We start from the raw sequence: 20,956 nt of genomic DNA on the forward strand, positions 1-20,956 counted from the left end.
CCGACGACGAGGGCGGGGAGGTAGGTGAGTCCGCCGAGGAGGAGCACGGCGCCGCGGCCGGCGAGCATGACCAGGCCCAGGACGGTGTCGTACCAGTCGGTGTCGGAGCTCAGCCCGGCGAAGGCGGAGCCGTTGCCGTTGGCGACGGAGCCGAAGGCGTAGAAGATCTCGGTGAAGCCGTGCGGGCCCGGGTTGAGCGCCGACTCTTGACGTGGTCTTCACGCGGTCGGGTCCGGGGGCGGGGGTTAAGGCCGCGCTAAGAATCCCGGGCGTCGTGCTGAGGTCGCGTTAAGGGGGTTCGGTCCAGGTCAGAGGGGCCGTAGACCTGCAGGCATGACACGAGGACCCGCTGCAGACGACACCTTCGGGATCGGCCTCGACCCCTTCACCGCCCCCACGGCGACGCACGCCCTGGGCGCGGCCCCTCACCGGGCCCGCGTCGTCGTGGAGGGCACCGTGCGGTCCGTCGCCCACGTGCTTTGGGCCGGCGGCCCGGCCACCGAGGTCACCCTCGGCGACACCACGGGCACCCTCGACCTGGTGTTCTTCGGCGACCGGGGCGTCGCCGGCGTCGAACCGGGACGCCGCCTGGTCGCGGCCGGCGCCGTCGGCACCCACCGCGGCGACCGTGTCGTCCTCAGCCCCCAGCTCTGGCTCCGCCCGGTGCAGGCCCCGAGGACCGAGCCCGCCCGCACCCACGAGACCCTGGTCCCGGCCCTCGTGTCGATCTGACCTCGGCTGCGTCCCGTGCCGAGTCATCTGTAGTCGCCGATCCACGGTCGAGTCGTTCGTCGTCGGAGACCGACCACAGGCGACTCGAGAACGACTGAACGACCACGAACGACTCGACCGGGAACCAGCCCGGTGTCGGGCACGACCTCATCACCGCCCTCGTCCTCGCGGTCGTATACCCCCTCTGGGGACTCACCCTCCTCGCCGTCCTGCTGGCCGACCGCTACCTCGTCCGCCGCATCCCCCGCCTCCGCCACGTCTTCGGCATGCGCTGACCTCATCTCGGGCTTACATCGCGATATGTACTCTGAGTAACTACGTGCAGGGGTGGCGTGGACTTTTCTGGGGGAAGACACAGGATGATCGTTCGGGGAAGGCCCGTCAGGGCCCGACATGTGCTCGCGGCGCTCGTCGTCGCGGGTGTGATGGCCGGCGCGTGCTCGAGTGGCGACGACACCGAGGGCGCTGCGGGCGACGACGGCGCCGCGACGGACGGTGCGGCCGGCGAGGAGATCTTCGCGTCGACGCATCCCGACGCGGAGAGCCTCGAGGTCGTCGAGCCGCCGGAGCAGCCGGGAGTGGAGACGCTGCAGTTCAAGTTCGGGCCGATCGCCATCGAGCCCGGGCAGAACAACATCGACTACAGCGGCCTCGACATCCCGAAGCCCGAGGTCGACGGGTACATCGTCAGCATCACACCCGACCTCGTGCGCGAGGACGGGACGGTGCCGCCCGTGGACGTCATCCACCTCCACCACGGCGTGTGGGCCAACGTGTCGGCCACCCGCGAGGAGCGCGAGACCGGTGGCGGCCTGGCCCAGCTGTTCTTCGCCGCCGGCGAGGAGAAGACCCGGATGACGCTGCCGGCGGGCTACGGCTACGAGTACGAGGCGAACGACCGCTGGATCATCAACTACATGATCCACAACCTGCTGTCGACGCCCGACGAGGTGTGGGTCACCTACGAGATCGGCTTCATCCCCAAGACCGCACCCGAGGCCGCCGACATCAAGGTGGCCCACCCGCTGTGGATGGACGTGCAGAAGGGGAACATCTACCCGGTGTTCGACGTCCAGAAGGGCTCGGGCACCGATGGCACCTTCACCTACCCCGACGAGGCCGACAACCCCTACGGCGACGGGGAGAAGCTCAACGAGTGGGTCGCCGACCGCGACGTCACGCTCATCGCCGCCGGCGGCCACCTCCACCCGGGAGGCCACCAGGTCGACCTGTGGCTGAACCGTGAGAGCGAGGCCGACCGCGCCCACGTCCTGCAGTCCGACGCCGTGTACTACGAACCGGCGGGGGCGGTGTCGTGGGACGTGTCGATGACCGTGACGCCCGAGGACTGGCGGATCGACGTCGACGAGGGCGACGTGCTGTCGATCTCCACGACCTACGACACCGAGCGGGCGTCGTGGTACGAGTCGATGGGCATCACCGTGGTGTGGCTGGTCGACGGTCACGAGGGCGTCGACCCGTTCACCGACCCGGTCGACCCGCAGGACACCGTGCTCACCCACGGCCACCTGCCGGAGAACGACAACCACGGCGGCGAGCCCACCGACGAGTTCGTCGACGCCACCGAGCTGGCCGACGGCCCGCCCGCCGACCGGGTCACCATCGCCGACTTCACCTACGCCCCCGGCGACATCGGCGGCATCTACGACAACGTCCCCACCGTGGCCCAGGGCGGGCGCCTCACGTTCTACAACGAGGACGCCCCGATCGAGCCCAACGGCATCTGGCACACCATCACCGCCTGTGCCGCACCCTGCAACGACCGCACCGGCGTCGCCTACCCCCTCGCGGATGCCGAGGTGCAGTTCGACTCCGGTGAGCTGGGCGTCGCCGGGCCACCCACGGCTGGTCGCCTGGAGTGGGACATCCCCACCTCCCTCGAACCCGGCACCTACACCTACTTCTGCCGCATCCACCCGTCGATGCGCGGCGCCTTCCGGGTGGTCGACTGATGTCGCGGCGCCTGGTCGCCGTGCTCGTCGCCGTGCCGGTGGTGGTGCTGGTCGGCTGCGGGGCGGTCTGGTACACCCTGATCCGCGACACCGCCGACCCGGAGGCCGACGTCGACGCCATCACCGCCGACGGGGGCGGCGGCGACACCGGCGACGGTCCCGCCAGCGCCGACGGCACCTGGACGGTCGAGCCTGGCGACACGGTGTTCGTCGGCTACCGGGTGCAGGAGCAGTTCGCCGGCGACACCATCCAGAAGACCGCCACCGGTCGCACCCCCGCGGTGGAGGGCACGATCACCGTCGACGGCGACCGGATCACCGCCGCCGGCTTCACCGCCGACCTGACGGGGCTCGAGAGCGACCAGGCCCGCCGCGACTCGGCGCTGCTCACCCGTGGCCTCGAGCTGGCGACCTACCCGGAGGCGTCGTTCGAGCTGACGTCGCCCGTCGTGCTGCCGTCACCACCCGCCCGCGGCGAGGACGTCGAGGTGACCGCCACCGGTGACCTGACCCTGCACGGCCAGACGGCACCGGTCGAGGTCGCCCTGGAGGGCCGCTGGGAAGGGTCGACCATCTCTGTCGCGGGCAGCGCCCCGATCGCGTTCGCCGACTTCGGCATGGACGCCATCGACATGGCCGGGTTCGTCCGCACCGACGACCACGGCACGCTGGAGCTCCAGCTGCTGCTCGTCCCCGCATGACCGCCACCGGGCGACGACGGGCCCTCGCGGCGATGCTGGCGACGACCGCCGCCCTCGGCGCCTTCGCCTGCTCCGACGGCGACGACGCAGCGACCGGCGCCGCGACCAGCGACGTCGGCACGAACGAGAGCGACGGACCGGACGTCGGCGACGGCTGGCACGGGGCACTCGTGCGGGAGCCGGCCGCGCGCCCCGACTTCACGCTCACCGACACCGGCGGCCGTCGCTACGACTTCCAGGCCGAAACCGCTGGAGAGCTCACCCTCCTGTTCTTCGGGTACACGTCGTGCCCCGACATCTGCCCGCTCCACCTGGCGACCTTGACGATGGCCCTGGAACGCTCGGGGATGCCCGACCCGGTGGTCGTGTTCGTCACCACCGACCCCGAGCGCGACACCCCGGAGCACCTACGGGAGTGGCTCGACAGCTTCGACGCCGGCATCGTCGGCCTCACCGGCACCCCCGAGGAGATCCGCCGCGCCGAGCAGGCTGCTCTGGTCGACCCGTCGTTCTACGCCGACGCCGACGGCAACCCCGTCGACGAACCCGACGCCGACGTGAACTACGAGGTCGGCCACGCCGCCCAGATCATCGCCTACACGTCCGACGACCTCACCCACATCGTCTACCCCTCCGGGGTCAAGAGCGACGACTGGGAAGCCGACCTGCCCCGGCTCGCCGACGGCTGGGAACCGAGGCCGGACGCTCCCTGACCCGGGTCGCCCGTAGCCGGGTCAGAGCCGGGGGTCCGGATGCGCTAGCGATCACCCGCGATCGAAAAGATGTTCCCGTCGGGATCCTTGAACCAGGCGACCTTGCCGCCGCCGGCGCGGGGTGAGATCCCCTTCTCGTCCGTGCCGTAGTCGAAGCCGGTCTCGAGCACGCCTTCGTACTGCTCGAAGGTCACGCCGTTTGAGGTCAGCTCGTCGACCGTCTGCTCGACGTCGTCGACGTGCCAGGTGGCCAGGGTCGCGGTCGACCCACCGGCGTGGTCCGGAGATGGGTAGACCTCCAGCGATGCGTCACCGGCCGACGCGTAGACCTTGCTTCCGTCAGCTCCGGTCCGTGCCGCCGAGAGACCGAGCTTGCCTTCGTAGAACTCCTCGGCCCGGGTCATGTCGGTGACCGCGATCGACGCGTTCAGTCGGTAGCTGCTCAATCCCATTGGTCCTCCTCGGCCGGTCCTAACAGGCGGCGCTGGCCTCGCAGCGAAGCACACGCCCGGATCATGACAACGCTGCGGGACGATAGCCCCGGTGCCGGGGAAGGCCGTCCGCTTGACAAACTCCTTGAGGTTTTGAATCATCTAGAACATTCGAACCGAGGGGGTGCGTTGAGCGGAACGATCGTGACGGGGCGCGCCGGGGCCACCGAGCAGCTCGTCGACTGGACGGTCACGGCTGAAGCCGGGGACTTCGAGCCGGCGACGCACGAGTTCACCAAGGGGCTCCTGCTCAAGACCGTGACGTCGCTGGTGGTCGGGTCCCGCTACCCGTTCGGCGAGCTGATGATCCGCCACGCCCGCCGGGCGGGTGGCGACCCGCAGGCCGGCGTCGCCGGGGGCGGGTTCCGCACCGACCTCGAGTCGGCGGCGTTCACCAACGGCACCATCGCCCACACGCCCGAGATGGAGGACTGCTTCTTCCGGGCCGAGAACCGGGAGACCAGCTCCCCGGTGTGGACGTTCCCCGCCCTGCTCAGCGTGGCCGAGGTCCACGGCTCGACCGGGGCCGACGTCGTCACCAGCTCGATCGTGGCCTTCGAGGTCGCCTCCCGCCTGGTCCGGGGCGCCCCCGGCCTGGGCGTGCAGCACGGCATCAACACCTGCACCTGGTGGGGCGTGCCCGCCACCGCGGCCGGCGCCGCCCGGCTCCTCGGCCTCGACCAGCAGGCCACCGCCCACGCCATGAGCATCGCCCTGTCGCAGTCGAGCGGCATCGGCCACCAGACCGGCTTCGACGCCCACAAGCTGGAGGCGGGGCACAGCTGCCGGGCCGGGATCACCGCCGCGCTGCTGGCCGCCGAGGGAGCGACCGGGGCGCCGAACTTCGTCGAGGACGAGCACGTCGCCTTCGCGGTCGTTAGGGCCTCGGGCAACGCCGACCCCGCCGCCACCGTCCGGGGCCTCGGCACCGAGCGGCCGGCGGTCCACAACGTCGAGTTCAAGAAGTACCCGGGCTGCGGGCTGCTGCACGCGTCGGTCGACGGGCTCACGGGTCTCCTGGCCGAGCACCACGTCACCTACGACGACGTCGAGCGGGTGGAGACCACGGTCAGCCGGCACACCGCCGAGTACTGCGACCGCCCGCACCCCGCCACGCTCGACTCGGCCCGCTGGAGCTTCTCGTGGGTGCTCGCCGAGATCCTGCTCCACGGCCGGATCACGGTGCAGACCTACACCGACGAGTCCCGCCTCACCGACCCGACCCACCACGCCGCCCGGGACAAGGTGCGCGTGGTCGTCGACGACACCCTGTCGACGGGCTGGAGCGGCGGCAAGGTCGCGGTCCACCTGCGCGACGGCCGGGTCCTCCACCACGACGCCGAGGCGTTCCGCGGCCACCCCGACTCGCCGCTCAGCCCCGGCGAGATCGTCGACGTCCTGCGGCCCTTCCTCGTCGAGGCGTCCGACCCGACCACGGCCGACGCGGTCATCGAGCTGGTCATGGACCTCGACCGCCAGCCCGACCTCGGCCCCCTGATGGCCCTGGTCACCCACTTCCGAGAAGGCAGCTAGGAGCGGGATGCAACGCACCCAGGAGATCGTCGACGCCGACGGCCACGTGTGGGAGGACCCCGCCGGCCTCATCCAGCGCCTGCCCGCGCCCTGGCGCCACGACTTCGAGAACAACCCGATCGTGGCCGAGCACTTCCTGTTCCCGCCGCTCGACCACTTCCACGCCATGCCCGTGAAGGTCCCGGTGCTGGAGACCCGCACCGACAACGACGTCGGCCCCGCCGAGTGGCTCGCCTTCCTGGAGGAGGTCGGCATTGCCCACTCGGTGCTCTACCCGACCCGGGCCCTCGCCCTCGGGCGCCTGCGCGACCCCGACTTCGCCGTCGCCATCACCCACGCCTACAACGAGTGGCTGGCCGAGACGTACGGGGCGCACCCGTCGGGCCGGTTCTCCGGCGTGGCGCTCCTGCCCATGCAGGCCCCCGAGCGGGCGGTCGCCGAGCTGCGCCACGCCCACGAGACGCTGGGCCTGCGGGCGGCGATGATCACCGCCAACGGCCTGCCCCGCCACCTCGGCGACCGCAGCTACTGGCCGGTGTACGAGGAGGCCGAGCGGCTGGGCTGCCCCCTGTCGTTCCACGGCGGCTCGCACAGCGGCCTCGGCTTCGACGACCTCAACGTCTACGCCCCGGTCCACGCCCTCGGCCACCCGTTCTCCCTGCTCATCACCCTCGGCGGGCTGCTCTTCAACCGGGTCTACGAGCGCTTCCCGGGCCTGCGCACCGCCTACCTCGAGGGCGGCTCGGCCTGGATCCTCATGGCGCTCGAGCGCTTCGCCGAGTCCGGCAAGGCGTTCGGGTCCTACGACACCGGTGGCGACGCGCTCGTCCTGCCCCAGGGCACCGGCGCCGACGACCTGCTGATCGAGCTGATCCGCGACGGCCGCATCGCCCTGGGCTGCGAGGGCGGCGAGCACGACCTGGCCTACGTGGCCGAGCGGGTCGGGCGGGCGCCGTTCATGTACTCGTCCGACTTCCCCCACGAGGTCGACGCCGCCTCCTGCGCCCACGAGCTCAAGGAGCTGGAGGAGCTCCAGCTGTCCGACGACGACACCGCGGCCATCCTCGCCGGGAACGCCCGGGCGTTCTACGGCCTCTGATCCCATGCCCCGACTCGCCGACGACGTCGCCGTGATCACCGGTGGAGGTGCGGGGATCGGCCGCGCCATCGCCCAGCTGTTCGCCGCCGAGGGGGCGCGGGTGGCGGTCGCCGACGTCGACGTCGAGGCGGCGGCCACGGTCGCCAAGTCGATCCGGGAGACCGGGGGACAGGCCCGGGCGCTGCCGCTCGACGTGCGCGACGCCGTCAGCGTCACCGCGGTGTTCGAGGAGGTCGAGCGGCTGCTCGGCCCGGTGTCGGTCCTGGTCAACAACGCCGGCGGCTCCCGCGACGACGACGGTCCCATCCACGCCCTCACCGAGGAGGCCATCGACGCCACCATCGGCCTCGACCTGCGCGGCACCCTGCTGTGCTGCCGGGCGGCGCTGGGCCAGATGCGCCGGGCCGGCCGGGGGAGCGTGATCAACCTGGCGTCGTACCACGCCCTCGGTGGGGACAGCCCGGCCCACGCCTACAGCGCCGCCAAGGGCGGGGTGATCGCCACCACCCGGTCGATGGCCGCCCGCTACGCCGCCGACGGCATCCGGGTGAACGCCATCGCCCCCGGGATCGTGCTCACCGAGCGGGTGACCGCCCGCATCGAGCGCGACCGCACCGACCTCACCGAGATCCGGACCCACCACCCCCACGCCGTCGGGTCGCCGGACGACGTCGCCCGCATCGCCCTCTTCCTCGCCTCACCCGACTCCCGGTTGATCACCGGCTCCACGCTCGCCGCCGACGGCGGCCTCTCCCTCTACTGACACGGCTGACACGACTGATGACACGGACCCTGGAGCGACGTTGACTCTCCCCAAGATCAGGTTCTCGACCAACGCCGGCTACGGCACACCCGACTCCCGTCCCCCGGAGCAGGTGCACCGCGATGCGATCGAGCTGGCGGTGCGGGCCGAGGAGCTCGGCTACGACAGCGTCAGCCTCTCCGAGCACCACTTCAGCGACTACGTGGGAGTGCCCAACCCGGCCGTGGTCGCGGCGGCTATCGCGGCGCGCACGGAGCGCATCCGCATCTCCATCAACATCTCGGTGCTGCCGCTGCACAGCCCGGTGACGGTGGCCGAGGACTACGCGCTGGTCGACGTGATCAGCAACGGCCGCCTCGACTTCGGCTGCGGCCGGGGCTACCAGCCCGGAGAGTTCAAGGGCCACGGCGTCGCGCTGGCCGACTCCCGCGACCGGCTCCACGAGGCCATCCAGGTCATCCAGGGCCTCTGGACCCAGGACGACTTCAGCTTCAAGGGCGAGCACTACGAGGTCGACCACCTCACGCTGTACCCGAAGCCCAAGCAGCAGCCGGTGCCGTTCCGGGTCGCCGGCGTGAGCCCCGAGTCGTTCGAGGCGGTGGCCAAGATGAAGCTGCCGCTGCTCTGCGCCCCGTCGATCACCCCGCTCGACAAGGTGAAGGCCAGCCTCGACGTCTACCGTGACGCTCTGGCCGCAGAGGGTGAGGACCCGACCGACTACTCGATCACGCTCCCGCAGTGGGTGTACATCGCCCACGACGACGCGGAGGCGTTCGACGCGCCCCGGCCGTCGATGGAGTGGTTCCAGCGCCGCAACTCGGAGCTGATGACCGCCGGCATCCAGCCCGACGACCCCGGCTTCTCCTTCTACTCGAAGGCCCAGGCCAACCGGGCCAACTTCGACTACCAGCACTACTTCGACCTGGGCGTCTTCCTGTTCTGCACGCCGGAGAAGGCGATCGAGCGGCTGCGGTCGCGCATCGAGCTGCTGGGCGTGAGCGAGGTGCTGTGCGCGTTCCACACCTCGTCGATCGAAGAGACGCTCGAGAACATGGAGCGCTTCGCCACGACGGTGATGCCGGCGTTCACCGGCGAGACCACGGCTGCGGTGGCCTGACCACGTGACCGGGACCGAGGCCCTGGGGCCTCCCCGCCATCGCGGCGCCGTCACCGGCGGCCGGCTCACCTTCGGGTTGAGCGGCCTCGTGACGCAGGCCGACGGCACCACGCCCGCGGCGTACCACGCCGCGGTGCGGGCGGCCGTCGACGCCGCGGCGCTGGCGGAGGAGGTGGGCCTCGACGCCGTGTGGACCTCCGAGCACCACTTCTCCAGCTCCGGCTTCGTGCCGGCGCCGTTCGTGCTGCTCGCCGCCATGGCCGAGCGGACCGAGCGGGTCACGATCGGCACCGACGTGATGCTCCCGTCGATGTGGGACCCGGTCCGCTTCGCCGAGGAGGCGGCCGTGGTCGACCAGCTCAGCGGCGGCCGGCTGATCCTGGCGCTCGGCATCGGCTACCGCGACCACGAGTTCGAGGGCCTGGGCCTGCGGCGGCGCGACCGGGTGGCCCGCTTCACCGAGTGCATCCGGGTGCTGCGCGAGTCGGCCGGCGGCACCGTGTCGGGCGTCGGGCTGATCCCCGACGAGGTCCTGCCCACGTCGCCCACACCGTTCCAGGCGGCGGGGCCGCCGGTGTGGGGTGGCGGGAAGGTCGAGGCGGCGGTCCGGCGGGCCCGACGCCTCGGTGAGGGCTACTTCGCCTCGATGATGAGCCCCGACGGCCTGCGCCGGCGGATCGGGTGGCTCGACGACGAGGCTCCGCTCGGCGACTTCGCCCTGGCGCAGACGATGCTGCTGTTCACCGCGGCCCGTGACGCCGAGGCGATCGCCGCGCCCGGTCTGCGCCGGGTGCAGGGCTACATGCAGAGCTGGAAGGCCGAGTCGGAGCCCGGCGGCGCCGACGCGATCCGCGAGGAGCGGGTCGAGGCCACCACCTGGCGGCCGGGCGACGAGTGGCAGGCGGCCACCCCGCGCCCGGACCTCACCGACGAGGAGCGGCTCACGCACGCCCTGGTCGTCGGCGATCCGGACCACTGCGTCGAGCGGCTGACCCCGTTCGTCGAGGCGCTGGCCGACGCGCCCGGCGACGGGCCCCGGCACCTGTCGGCCCGGCTGGTCTACCCGGCGATCCCACCGGGCGACACGGCGGAGTGCATCCGCCTGTTCGCGAAAGAGGTGGTGCCGCCGCTCCATGAGGTGTTCACGAGGCGGGCAACGACAGCCCATCCATAGGGGGATTTGAAGTGACGACAAGGATCCGTGCGACCGTGGCGGCGCTCGCAGTGTTGGCCATGTTGGCGTCGGCGTGCTCCGACGACGACGACGAAGCGGGTGACAGCTCCGGCAGCGACACCGGCAGCGACAGCGGTGACAGCGGCGGCGACGCCCCCAGCGGCGACCCGATCGTCGTGGGCGGGGTCGCCCAGCTGCAGTTCTACGAGGGCGTCGACGTCGGCGCCAAGGCCCGGTTCGAGCGGGCCAACCGCGACGGCGGCGTGAACGGCCGACCCATCGAGTTCCTCGGCGTCGAAGACGACAACGCCGACCCGCAGCGCGACACCACGCTGGTGCGGGAGCTGGTGCAGCAGGACGACGTGTTCGCCGTCGTGCCCATCACCTCCGACACGTTCCCGGCGGCGTCGAGCGACTTCCTGGCCCAGAACGAGGTGCCCTACGTCGGCTGGGGCGTGAACCCCGGCTTCTGCGGCTCCGAGTGGGGCTACGCCTTCTCCGGCTGCCTGCTCAGCCCGGACTTCGTGAACTCGTCGCTGGTCGACCCGGTGCTGGCCGCGGCGGCCGACAGCCCCGAGGGCCTCAAGGTGGCGATCCAGGCCGGCGACAACCCCCAGGGCCACGCCGGCAACGACCTCTACGACGCGATCATCCAGGACCGCGGCGCCGAGGTGGTCTACAAGGAGGCCGACCTCCCACCCGTCGACGCGCCCACCAGCTACGCCCCCTGGGTGCAGGCCATCACCGACAGCGACCCGGACATCGTCTACATCTCGACGAACTTCCCCAACGAGGTCGGCCTGGCGGGCGCCCTGAAGGCGGCCGGCTACGAGGGACTGACGGTCGGGTTCACCACGTACGCCCCGGGCCTCCTGGAGGAGCAGCCCAACGTGGCGTCGGCCATCGAGGGCCACTACATCAACGTCCAGCTGCCGCCGCAGGAGTCGGAGTCGCCCGCCATCGAGCAGCTCCAGGCCGACCTGGAGGCCATCGACGAGGAGCCCGCGGCCACCTTCGGGGTGTCGCAGGGGTACTGGCAGGCCGACCTGTTCATCCAGATCCTCGAGGCCGCCGGCGAGGACGCCACGGGTGAGGACATCCGGGCGCTCATGACCGAGGGCTTCGAGTACGAGCCCGAGGATGGTGGGATCGGCGCCCTGTCGTTCCCCGAGAACCTCGACGTGTCGGCGCCGTGCGCGGCGCTGGTGCAGGTGGTCGACGGCGCCTACGAGGTGCAGGAACCCTTCACCTGTTACGAGAACATCCCGGTCGGATAGCCCGGCGCGATGGAGAAGCTCCTCAACCTGGTGGCGAGCGGCGCCGTGTCGGGCGCGGTGTACTCGCTCGTCGCCATGGGGCTGGTGGTGTCGTTCTCGGCCACCGGCATCTTCAACCTGGGCTTCGGTGCCATCGCGTTCGCCACCGCCTACGTGTACTACGAGCTGCACATCGGGTTGGGGTGGGCGATCGCCCCGGCGGCGATCGTGGCCGCGCTCGTGTTCGCCCCCGGCCTGGGCCTGCTGCTGGACCGTCTCGTGTTCCGGCGGCTGGCCCAGGCGAGCGACACGGCCAAGGTGATGGCCACGGTCGGCATCCTGGTGGCGATCCCGGCGATACCCCGGTTCGTGGTGGAGCAGCTGGTGTCGGAGGCGGGCTGGAAGCTGCCGCTCGGCACCGACGTGTTCCTCACGCCCGGCATCGGCCCGTCGCCCAAGGAGACGTGGCAGCTGCCGGGCGGCATCAACCTCGACTCCGACCAGCTGGTCGTCGTGCTGGTGACCCTGATGGCCAGCGGCTTCCTGTGGCTGCTGCTGCAGCGGTCGCGGCTCGGCCTGGAGATGCGGGCCGTGGTCGACCGGCCGGGGCTCGCCGCGCTGCGAGGCGTCGACCCCGGCCGGACGTCGGCCATCGCCTGGGGCCTCGGCTCCCTGCTGGCCGGCCTCGCCGGGGTGGCGGGGGCGCCGGTGTTCAACAGCCTGGCGCCGTCGACCTACACGTCGATCGTGTTCGTCGCCACGGCCGCCGCGGTCGCGGCCCGGCTGCGATCGGTGCCGATCGCCCTGGCGGCCGGGCTGCTGCTCGGCGTCGTGCAGAACCTCGTCACGGGCTACGTCGGGTTCGCCAAGGAGATCTCGGGCCTCGGTCAGGCGGCGCCGTTCCTGGCCCTGCTGGCCGGGTTGGCGCTGCTGGCCCGCACCTCGGGTCGTCGGGCCGGCATGGTGGCCGACGACGCGGCGACGACCGACCACCGCCTGTCGCTGCCGGCCTGGCGCCGGCGGCTGCCCTGGGCCGCGGCCACCTTGGTGCTGGCGGCCTACGTGATGTTCGTGGGCGACGACTACTGGGTCGGCCTGGTGGGCCGGGGCCTGGCGCTGTCGCTGATCTTCCTGTCGTTCGTGGTGGTCAGCGGGCTGGGCGGCATGGTGAGCCTGGCCCAGGCGGCGCTCGTGACCGCCGCCGGCCTGACTGCCGGCCTGACGATCGTGCACTACGAGCAGCCGTGGGCGGTGGGCCTGCTGGCGGGCGTGGTGGTGGCCGTGGCGCTGGGCGTCCTGGTCGCCCTGCCGGCGCTGCGGCTCGGCGGACTGGCGTTGGCGCTGGCGACGCTGGCGCTCGGCCTGGTGGGCGACACGGTGCTGTTCGCCTGGCCCTGGTTCCGCAACGGGACCAGCGGCTGGTCGATCGAGCGGCCCGAGCTGGGCCCTCTCGACCTGGGCGACGACAAGGTCTTCTCCCTGGTCGTGCTGGCGCTGATCCTGCTGGTGGCGGCGCTGGTGCACAACCTGGACCGCTCGTCGGTGGGGCGCGAGATCGCCGCGGTGCGGGCGTCGGAGGTGGCGGCGGCATCGTCGGGGATCTCGCCGGTGCGGGCCAAGCTGCGGCTCTTCGCCCTGTCGTCGGCGATCGCCGGCCTCGGCGGCGTGCTGCTGGTGACCTTCGACTTCCACGCCTCCAGCAGCACCTACACGACCACGGTCGGCCTCGGCTGGCTGGCCGCGGTGGTGCTGTGGGGCGTCCGGCGGACGGGCGCGGCGGTGATCGCAGGGCTCAGCGCCTCGCTGTTCCCGGCCCTGCTGGCCAGCGGCTTCGACTGGCCGGCGCCGGTGCCGTCGTTCCTGAACTGGGGCGGCACGCCGTCGGTCTACGTGGCCGACATCCTCTTCGGCCTCGGCGCGATCCAGATGGCCAAGGACCCCGACGGCATCCTCTCGTTCTTCGGGGGCCGGGGCGCCCGGGCCGAGGCGAAGGCCCAGGCCAGGGAGAAGGCCCAGGCCAGGGAGAAGGCCCGCGCCCGGTCCGAGCTCGATCCGGCCCCCGTCGCCCGGAGCGGGACCGGGGACACGCCGGCCGGCGCGCCCGCGGTCCTGGCGGTGGCGGGCGTCCACGCCGGGTACGGGGAGGTCGGTGTGCTCCACGGCATCGACCTGGCCCTCGCCCCGGGGGAGATCACCGTCCTCATCGGGGCCAACGGCGCCGGCAAGTCGACGCTGTGCGCGGTGCTCAGCGGGTTCCTGGAGCCGACGGCGGGCGCCGTCCACCTGGCCGGCGACGACGTGACGGCGTGGCCCACCCACCGGCGGGCCCGGGCCGGGATGCTGGTCGTCCCCGAGTCGCGGGGCACGTTCCCGGGGCTGCCGGTGGAGGACAACCTGGCCCTCTGGCTCACCGAGGACGCCCAGCGCCAGGACGCCTACGAGCGTTTTCCCGTCCTGCGGGAGCGGCGGGCGGTGCCGGCGCTCAACCTGTCGGGCGGCGAGCAGCAGATGGTGACGCTGGCCGCGGCCGGCGCCCGGCCACCGGCCCTGGTGATCGCCGACGAGCCCACGCTGGGCCTGGCGCCGATGCTGGCCGCCGAGGTGATGCAGCGGTTCGCGGCCCTGCGCGACGAGGGCGTGGCGCTGCTCCTGGTCGAGGAGCGGGCCGGCCTGGCCCTGGCCATCGCCGACCAGGCCGTCATCCTCGAGCGGGGCGAGATCGTGTGGCGGGGTCGCCCGGAGGAGCTGGCGGATGCCCGGCTCGCCGAGCTCCACCTCGGCCGGACTCCCACGGCCCCGCCGCCCGACGTCCCCATCCCGACGGAGGTGACCAGCCCGTGAGCAGCGAGTACGACGAGGTCTGTCGGCTGGGCCGGGAGCTGTCCAACTGGGGCCGCTGGGGCGACGACGACGAGATCGGCACGCTCAACCTGGTCGACGCCGCGGCGATCCGCCGGGGCGCGGCCTGCGTGCGCGACGGCGTCGGCTTCTCGCTGGCGCTGCCCCTGGGTGAGGGCGGTCCCCACACCAACGCGATCCCCGGCCGCTTCAACCCGCACCACTACATGACCGCGATCGGCCTGTCGGTGCCGGCGTCGCCGTTCTTCCACTTCTCCGACGACGTAGTCGTCCTGCCGCTCAACGCCGCCACCCAGTGGGACTCGCTGGCCCACGTCCACTACGAGGGCCGGCTCTACAACGGGCGCCCCGCCGACGAGGTGCTGTCGGCCGGCGGGGCGTCCCGCAACGGCATCGACAAGCAGGCCCGCCACCCGTTCGCCACGCGGGGCGTGCTGGTCGACGTGGCCCGGTCCCGGGGCGTCGACCGGCTGGCAGCGGGCACCGCCGTCGAACCCGACGAGGTCGACGCGGTGCTGGCCGCCACCGGCACGGCGGTCGAACCGGGCGACGTGCTGCTGGTGCGGACCGGGCACATGCGGACGTTCCTGGTCGACGACGACCGGGAGGCGTTCAACGGCCCCGCCCCCGGGCTCGGGCTGGCGATGGCGCCGTGGCTGCGGGCCCACGACGTCGCCGCCGTCGCCGCCGACAACGTGATGGTCGAGGTCACCCCCAGCGAGGACGGGTCCACCATCTGCCCGCTCCACCTGGTCACGATCCGCGACATGGGCCTGCTGCTCGGCGAGATGTTCGACCTCGAGGCGCTGGCGTCGGCGTGTGCCGCAGCAGGCCGGTGGGAGTTCCAGTTCGTCGCCCCGCCGCTGCCGTTCACCGGTGGCATCAGCTCGCCCCTCAACCCGCTGGCCCTGCTGTAGGCCAGGCCGAAGACGAGAACCAGGAGCCCCGATGGAAGCAGAGCGCTACCGGCAGCACGGCGTCCGCCGGGTCGTCACCGGCTTCGGTGACGACGGCAAGAGCCACTTCGTGATCGACGACGTCGCCCCGTCGATCTTCGCCTTCGACGACGAGCCGAACTTCCGCCAGGACGACGTGTGGGTCACCACCTCCCCGGCCGACCCCGGCGGCCCCGACCTGGTCGCCCGACAGGGCCCGGTGCCGCTCGACCCGCCGCCCGGCGGCACGATCTTCCGGCTGGCGATCCTGCCACCCGACGAGCGCATCACCGAGCTGTTCACCGACCCGGCGTTCATGGCCGACCTCGCCACCAAGTACGACGGCGGCGACGCCCACGCCGAGGACGACGACTTCCAGTACCACCGCAGCGACACCATCGACTACGTGCAGGTGCTGGAGGGCGAGGTCGTCCTGGAGCTCGACTCCGGCGAGGAGGTGACCCTGCAGCGGGGCGACTGCGTGGTGCAGCGGGGCACCAACCACGCCTGGCGCAACCAGTCCGGCAAGCCGGTGGTGGTGTCGTCGGTGCTGGTCAGCACCCGTCCCGTGCCGGGTGCGGGCTCCGGGGGCGGGGGAGCCTGAGTGGCCGCGCCGGCGCTGGAGTCGCGGTCGCTGAGCGTCACGTTCGGCGGCGTCCGGGCGGTCGACGGCGTGAGCCTGGCCTTCCTGCCGGGCCAGGTGTGCGGCCTCGTCGGCCCCAACGGCGCCGGCAAGACGACGCTGTTCGACTGCCTGTCCGGGGTGCTGCGCCCCACGTCGGGGTCGGTGCACCTGGGGGGCGTCGACGTGACCGGCCGCAGCGCCACCTGGCGGGCCCGGCACGGCATCCGGCGGACGTTCCAGCGCCAGCAGGTGTTCGGGCGGATGACCGTCGAGGAGAACGTGCTGGTGGCAGTGGAGTGGCGCGGCGGGGGAGGAGGGCTGGCCGCCGACGCCCTGCGGCTGCCCGGGCGGGTGCGGATCGAGCGGAGCCGCCGGGGCGACGTCGACGACGTGCTCGAGCGCTGCGGCCTCACCGACGTGCGCCACGTCCCCGCCAGCCGGCTGCCGATCGGGACGGCCCGGATGGTCGAGCTGGCCCGGGCGCTGGTCGACGGTCCCGACGTGCTGATGGTCGACGAGCCGACGTCGGGCCTGGACGAGGCCGAGGTGGCGCGGTTCTCGGCGGTGGTGCGCCAGGCCCGGGCCGAGCTGGGCTGCGCGGTGATCCTGGTGGAGCACGACGTCGAGTTCGTGCTGGCCATGAGCGACCGCCTCGTCGTGCTCGACCAGGGGCGGGTGATCGCCGACGGGCCGCCCGACGTGGTGCGCGACGACCCGACCGTCCGCGGCGTCTACCTGGGCGCACCCACGCCGTGACCGACGTCGTGCGACCGGCGAGCGACCGGCTCCTCACCGACGAGCAGCTCGTGGCGCTCGCCCGCAGCCCCCGTGACCGGATCGCCCGCCACCTGCTGGTGGGCGAGGTGGACGAGGCGGTGGCGGTCGCCGAGCGGCTGGAGCGGGAGCTGCACGGCCAGGTCGACCGCTACACCCACTGGACCACCTCGCTGTTCGCCTTCCTCGGCGAGCGCCACGGGCCGGCGGGCTCGGCGCGGGCGGTCCACGCCACCCGCGGGCTGTTCGCCCGGTACCCGGCGGTCGGCCCCGTGCACGCCGAGCTGCCCGAACCCCTCGTGCCGGCCGTGGCGGCCGGCGGTCGCGACGACCCGTACGGCACCCTGGAGGACCTCGACGCCACGCTGGCCCGGTGGCGACACCTGGTCGACCTCCACCGCGACTGGATCTCGGCGCTGCTGTCGGAGATCTACCGGTCCCACGGCCCCGACGAGCTGGAGGCCGCCCACCGCCACGTGGGCGAGCGCACGATGTCGGGCCTCATGGCCCACCTGGAGGCGCCGGTCGAGGAGCGCCTGGAGCGCTTCGTGTGGCTGCTGCTGGGGCACTTCTCGGAGCTGACGATCACCGAGGAGCCGGACCGGTTCGTGATCGACCAGCACCCGTGCGGCACCTGCGGGCGCCAGGCCGTGCAGAGGCGTGAGGAGCCGCCCATCTCGCTGGCCGTCGCCGACGACGACCACCTGGTCACCTGGGGCGGGCGGCCCACCACGATGTACCGCACGCACGTCCCCGTGTGGCACGTCGCCATGGCCACCGAGCGCATCGGGGTGCCGTGGCCGGTCAACCAGTGCCCGGCCGGCACCGGCGACGCCGACTGCCGGATCCTCTTCTACAAGGACCCCTTCGACCCCGCCGCCGCGGCCCAGGTGCCGGGACCTACCAGGAGGCAACCGTGAACGCTCCTTCTCCGTCGATCCCGACGGCGGCCCCCGGCACCCGGACGCGGGCGCTGGTCGACTGGGCCGTGGCCGCGTCGCTCGACGACATCCCGCCGGCGACCCGTGAGTTCACCAAGGGCCTGCTCCTGAAGACGGTGGCGTCGATGGTGATCGGGGCGGGGGAGCCGTTCGGCCGCCAGATCGTCGGCTACGGCGAGCGCACGGCCGGCCCGTCCCACGCCAGCGTGGTGGGCGGCGGCTACCGGACGTCGCTGGAGAGCGCCGCCCTGGTCAACGGCACGCTGGCCCACCAGACCGAGTCCGAGGACTGCTACTTCACCCGCGACACCCGGGAGTCGGCGTCGACCTGCTGGATCTTCCCGGCGATCCTGAGCGCCGCCGAGCACCACGGCGCGTCTGGGGCCGACGTGGTCGCCGCCTGCGTGGTGGCGTTCGACCTGGCGTCGCGGATGCTCGACGCCTCGCCGACGCTGGGCTCGGTGCGGGGCATCAACACGGCCAGCTGGTTCGGCTGCCCGGCCGCGGCCGCCGGCGTGGCCCGGATCATGGGCCTCGACGCCGACCGGCTCGGCCACGCCATGAGCATCGCCCTGTCCCAGGCCGCGGGGCTCGGGCACCAGACCGGCTACGACGCCCACAAGCTGGAGGCCGGGCACGCCTGCCGGGTGGGGGTCCTGTCCGCGGAGCTGGCCGCCGAGGGCGCGACCGGGGCGCCCGACTTCCTCGACTCGGGGCTGGCGTTCGCGCCGGTGAAGCCGGACGGGGTGCTCCGCTTCGAGCGGCTCGACGACCACCTCGGCGAACCGCCGTTCTACGTCGACCAGGTGGAGTACAAGAAGTATCCGGCCTGCGGGATGCTCCACGCCGCGGTCGACGCCCTCTCGGCCCAGGTGGCGTCGGGCCTCGACCCGGACCGGGTGTCGGCGATCCGGGTGGAGGTCGACCCGATCGCCGCCGAGTACTGCGACCGCCCGCTGCCGTCGACGATCAACGAGGCCCGGTTCAGCTACTCGTTCGCCCTGGCCTCGGTGCTGACCGACGGCCGGGTGGGCTACGACACCTATGCCCCGGAGATGCTGGTCGACCCGGTGCGACGGGAGCTGCAGGGCAAGGTGACCGTGTTCGGCGACGCGGCGAACCCGCCCAAGGACAACGGCGCCCGGCTCGACATCACGCTGGACGACGGCTCGTCGGTGCATCTGGAGGTCGACACCTTCCTCGGGCACCCCAACACCCCGATCCCGCCCGACACGATGGTGGCGCTGCTGCGCGACGACCTCGCCCCGCACATGCCGACGGGCGCCATCGCTGGTCTTACGGAGCTGGTCACCGGGCTCGACTCGCAGCCGGGCGTCGGCCCTCTGTTCGACCTCCTCCGGGACGCCGGATGACCCACACGCTGCTGCGCTTCAACATGGCGTCGGCCACGTCGTCGCCGGCCGACCGCAGCCGCATGCACGCCACGATGCTCGACCTGTGCACGGCCGCGGACGCCGCCGGGGTCGACGAGCTGACGTTCAGCGAGCACCACGCCACCGGCAACCGGTCGATGACGTCGCCGCTGGTGCTGGCGGCGGCAGCGCTGTCGCGGACGTCGCGGATCCGGGTGAGCGTCTCGGCGTTGCTGCTGCCGCTGGCCGACCCGGTGCGGGTGGCCGAGGACCTGGCGACGCTCGACGTCGCCTTCCCCGGTCGCGTGCGGGTGGTGGTGGCGCTGGGCTACCGCCCCGAGGAGTACGCCCTGTTCGGCAAGCCCTTCGCCGCGCGCGGCCGACTGATGGACGAGGCATTGGCGCGCCTCCTCGAGGTCTGGCCCGAGGCGTCGGCGGGGCAGCGGCTCGCGGTGGGCGGGCAGAGCACGGCGGCGGCCCGCCGGGCGGTGCGGTTCGGCCTGCCGTTCGCGCCCCGGTCGCACCTGCCCGAGCTGCGCGACCGCTACGGGGAGCTGTGCACCGAGGCGGGCGTCGAGCCGGCGTGCTGGATGCCGTCGGAGCGGTTCGTGCAGGTGCACGTCACCGACGACCCGGAGCGGGCCTGGCCGGTGGTCGGGCCCCGCTACCTGGAGGACGCCCAGGAGTACGCCCGCTGGCAGGGCGAGGGGCCCCGGTCGCCGGTGTTCACGGCCGCCGGGTCGGCCGACGAGCTGCGGCGCTCGGGTGCCGTCGAGGTCGTGACCGCGAAGGAGTGCCTGGCCCTCGCCGCCGGCGGCCCCGACGTGACCCTCTGCCTGCACCCCCTGGCCGGCGGCATGCCCGACGTCGAGGCCCGCGGCAGCGTCGACCGCTTCCTGCACGAGGTCCTGCCGAAGCTGGGAGAACATCCATGACCCACCACGGAGCCGTCGGCCCCGGGTTCACGTTCGGGCTGAGCGGGCTGTCGGCCCACGCCGACGACACCACCGCGCTCGACTACCACCGGGCGCTGCGGTCGATCGTCGACCAGGCGGTGCTGGCCGAGGAGCTGGGGCTCGACGCCGCCTGGGTCTGCGAGCACCACTTCACCGAGTCGGGCTACCTGCCGGCGCCGTTCGTGGCCCTGGCGGCCCTGGGGGAGCGGACCGAGCGGATCTCGATCGGCACCGACGTGATGCTCCCGTCGATGTGGGACCCGGTCCGCTTCGCCGAGGAGGCGGCGGTCGCCGACCAGCTCAGCAGCGGGCGGCTGATCCTGGCGGTCGGCATCGGCTACCGGGAGCCCGAGTTCGAGGGCTTCGGCTACCACCGCCGCGACCGGGTGGCCCGCCTGACCGAGTGCGTGCGGGTGCTGCGGGAGGCGGCGTCGGGCACGGTGTCCGGCGTCGGCACGATCCCCGAGGGCACGTCCCTGCCGATCTCGCCGCTGCCGTTCCAGGACGGTGGCCCGCCGGTGTGGGGCGGGGGCAAGGCCGAGGGTGCCGTGCGCCGGGCCCGCCGCATCGGCGACGGCTACTTCGCCTCGCTGATGGGCACCGCCGGGCTGGAGCGGCGCATCGGCTGGCTCGACGACGAGGGCCCGATCGACGACGACTTCGCCCTCGCCCAGACCACCCTGTGCTTCCTGGCGCCGACGGCGGCCGAGGCCGAGGAGCTGGCGGCGCCGGGCCTGGGCCACCTGCAGGCCGAGAGCCGCCGCTGGGCCCAGGAGGGTGGCCAACAGGGCGTGGCCGACACCTGGAAGCCGGGCGACCCGTGGCAGGCGGCGACGCCCCGGAGCCCCCTGGCCGAGGACGAGCAGCTCACCCACGCCGTGATCGTCGCCGACCCGGACACCTGCATCGAGCGTCTCCGCCCCTACGTCGAGCGCCTGGCC

Annotated in this window: 19 protein-coding genes and 1 pseudogene; 18 read left to right on the plus strand and 2 right to left on the minus strand. The window is 72.8% G+C overall.

Translation table 11 applies throughout. The features are described 5' to 3' along the window. Window positions 1–197: pseudogene (locus VK611_30385) on the minus strand (potassium-transporting ATPase subunit KdpA). Between the two features lie 136 nt (window positions 198–333). Here VK611_30385 and VK611_30390 point away from each other — a divergent pair. From VK611_30390 to VK611_30405, 4 genes are all read left to right on the plus strand, one after another. Continuing rightward, window positions 334–732 (plus strand): hypothetical protein, encoded by a 399-nt coding sequence (locus tag VK611_30390; GenBank protein ID HMG45677.1) that lies wholly within the window; start codon window positions 334–336, stop codon window positions 730–732. 395 nt (window positions 733–1,127) lie between these two features. After that, on the plus strand, window positions 1,128–2,705 hold the full coding sequence (locus tag VK611_30395; protein HMG45678.1) for a hypothetical protein: 1,578 nt from the start codon (window positions 1,128–1,130) through the stop codon (window positions 2,703–2,705). Then, on the plus strand, window positions 2,705–3,406 hold the full coding sequence (locus VK611_30400) for a YceI family protein (protein HMG45679.1): 702 nt from the start codon (window positions 2,705–2,707) through the stop codon (window positions 3,404–3,406). The genes VK611_30395 and VK611_30400 overlap by 1 nt, the downstream gene beginning before the upstream one ends. Beyond that, a complete protein-coding gene (locus VK611_30405; protein HMG45680.1) occupies window positions 3,403–4,119 on the plus strand; it encodes an SCO family protein in 717 nt (238 codons plus the stop codon). The genes VK611_30400 and VK611_30405 overlap by 4 nt, the downstream gene beginning before the upstream one ends. 44 nt (window positions 4,120–4,163) lie before the next feature. Here the strand turns inward: VK611_30405 and VK611_30410 are convergent, their stop codons facing one another. Beyond that, window positions 4,164–4,571: a VOC family protein gene (locus VK611_30410; GenBank protein ID HMG45681.1), complete on the minus strand. Its 408-nt coding sequence runs from the start codon at window positions 4,569–4,571 to the stop codon at window positions 4,164–4,166. A gap of 168 nt (window positions 4,572–4,739) precedes the next feature. Here VK611_30410 and VK611_30415 point away from each other — a divergent pair, with 168 nt between their 5' ends. The 14 genes from VK611_30415 to VK611_30480 form a co-directional block, all read left to right on the plus strand. Then, on the plus strand, window positions 4,740–6,143 hold the full coding sequence (locus VK611_30415; protein HMG45682.1) for an MmgE/PrpD family protein: 1,404 nt from the start codon (window positions 4,740–4,742) through the stop codon (window positions 6,141–6,143). Between the two features lie 7 nt (window positions 6,144–6,150). Next, entirely contained in the window at window positions 6,151–7,242 is a 1,092-nt protein-coding gene (locus VK611_30420) for an amidohydrolase family protein (GenBank protein ID HMG45683.1), read from the plus strand. Between the two features lie 4 nt (window positions 7,243–7,246). Continuing rightward, window positions 7,247–8,005: an SDR family oxidoreductase gene (locus tag VK611_30425; protein ID HMG45684.1), complete on the plus strand. Its 759-nt coding sequence runs from the start codon at window positions 7,247–7,249 to the stop codon at window positions 8,003–8,005. A gap of 40 nt (window positions 8,006–8,045) precedes the next feature. After that, window positions 8,046–9,122 (plus strand): LLM class flavin-dependent oxidoreductase, encoded by a 1,077-nt coding sequence (locus tag VK611_30430; GenBank protein HMG45685.1) that lies wholly within the window; start codon window positions 8,046–8,048, stop codon window positions 9,120–9,122. Between the two features lie 4 nt (window positions 9,123–9,126). Then, the gene (locus VK611_30435) at window positions 9,127–10,296 is read left to right on the plus strand and encodes an LLM class flavin-dependent oxidoreductase (GenBank protein HMG45686.1); all 1,170 of its coding nucleotides are present in this window, start codon (window positions 9,127–9,129) and stop codon (window positions 10,294–10,296) included. 35 nt (window positions 10,297–10,331) lie between these two features. After that, the gene (locus VK611_30440) at window positions 10,332–11,573 is read left to right on the plus strand and encodes an ABC transporter substrate-binding protein (protein ID HMG45687.1); all 1,242 of its coding nucleotides are present in this window, start codon (window positions 10,332–10,334) and stop codon (window positions 11,571–11,573) included. Between the two features lie 9 nt (window positions 11,574–11,582). Continuing rightward, on the plus strand, window positions 11,583–14,393 hold the full coding sequence (locus VK611_30445) for an ATP-binding cassette domain-containing protein (protein ID HMG45688.1): 2,811 nt from the start codon (window positions 11,583–11,585) through the stop codon (window positions 14,391–14,393). Then, a complete protein-coding gene (locus VK611_30450) occupies window positions 14,390–15,328 on the plus strand; it encodes a cyclase family protein (GenBank protein HMG45689.1) in 939 nt (312 codons plus the stop codon). Before VK611_30445 ends, VK611_30450 begins: the two co-directional genes overlap by 4 nt. Window positions 15,329–15,359: 31 nt before the next feature. Continuing rightward, window positions 15,360–15,950 (plus strand): cupin domain-containing protein, encoded by a 591-nt coding sequence (locus VK611_30455; protein HMG45690.1) that lies wholly within the window; start codon window positions 15,360–15,362, stop codon window positions 15,948–15,950. After that, window positions 15,951–16,727 (plus strand): ABC transporter ATP-binding protein, encoded by a 777-nt coding sequence (locus tag VK611_30460; GenBank protein HMG45691.1) that lies wholly within the window; start codon window positions 15,951–15,953, stop codon window positions 16,725–16,727. It abuts the gene before it with no gap. Beyond that, on the plus strand, window positions 16,724–17,665 hold the full coding sequence (locus VK611_30465) for a hypothetical protein (GenBank protein ID HMG45692.1): 942 nt from the start codon (window positions 16,724–16,726) through the stop codon (window positions 17,663–17,665). The genes VK611_30460 and VK611_30465 overlap by 4 nt, the downstream gene beginning before the upstream one ends. Further along, window positions 17,662–19,059 carry an MmgE/PrpD family protein gene (locus VK611_30470; protein HMG45693.1) on the plus strand — a complete coding sequence of 466 codons (1,398 nt, stop codon included), beginning with the start codon at window positions 17,662–17,664 and terminating at the stop codon, window positions 19,057–19,059. Before VK611_30465 ends, VK611_30470 begins: the two co-directional genes overlap by 4 nt. Next, entirely contained in the window at window positions 19,056–19,994 is a 939-nt protein-coding gene (locus VK611_30475) for an LLM class flavin-dependent oxidoreductase (GenBank protein HMG45694.1), read from the plus strand. The genes VK611_30470 and VK611_30475 overlap by 4 nt, the downstream gene beginning before the upstream one ends. Then, the coding region (locus VK611_30480; protein HMG45695.1) for an LLM class flavin-dependent oxidoreductase at window positions 19,991–20,956 on the plus strand (966 nt) is incomplete at its 3' end. The genes VK611_30475 and VK611_30480, both read left to right, overlap by 4 nt.

This window comes from Acidimicrobiales bacterium (genome assembly GCA_035316325.1).
Classification (GTDB): Bacteria; Actinomycetota; Acidimicrobiia; order Acidimicrobiales; family VFJN01; genus DASXTK01.

Bases quoted from the DNA above. Each gene is read 5' to 3' on its own strand.
- VK611_30400 (HMG45679.1), top strand. From the start codon at position 2,705: ATGTCGCGGCGCCTGGTCGCCGTGCTCGTCGCCGTGCCGGTGGTGGTG.
- VK611_30390 (HMG45677.1), top strand. From the start codon at position 334: ATGACACGAGGACCCGCTGCAGACGACACCTTCGGGATCGGCCTCGAC.
- VK611_30475 (HMG45694.1), top strand. From the start codon at position 19,056: ATGACCCACACGCTGCTGCGCTTCAACATGGCGTCGGCCACGTCGTCG.
- VK611_30455 (HMG45690.1), top strand. From the start codon at position 15,360: ATGGAAGCAGAGCGCTACCGGCAGCACGGCGTCCGCCGGGTCGTCACC.
- VK611_30420 (HMG45683.1), top strand. From the start codon at position 6,151: ATGCAACGCACCCAGGAGATCGTCGACGCCGACGGCCACGTGTGGGAG.
- VK611_30445 (HMG45688.1), top strand. From the start codon at position 11,583: ATGGAGAAGCTCCTCAACCTGGTGGCGAGCGGCGCCGTGTCGGGCGCG.
- VK611_30425 (HMG45684.1), top strand. From the start codon at position 7,247: ATGCCCCGACTCGCCGACGACGTCGCCGTGATCACCGGTGGAGGTGCG.
- VK611_30405 (HMG45680.1), top strand. From the start codon at position 3,403: ATGACCGCCACCGGGCGACGACGGGCCCTCGCGGCGATGCTGGCGACG.
- VK611_30410 (HMG45681.1), bottom strand. From the start codon at position 4,571: ATGGGATTGAGCAGCTACCGACTGAACGCGTCGATCGCGGTCACCGAC.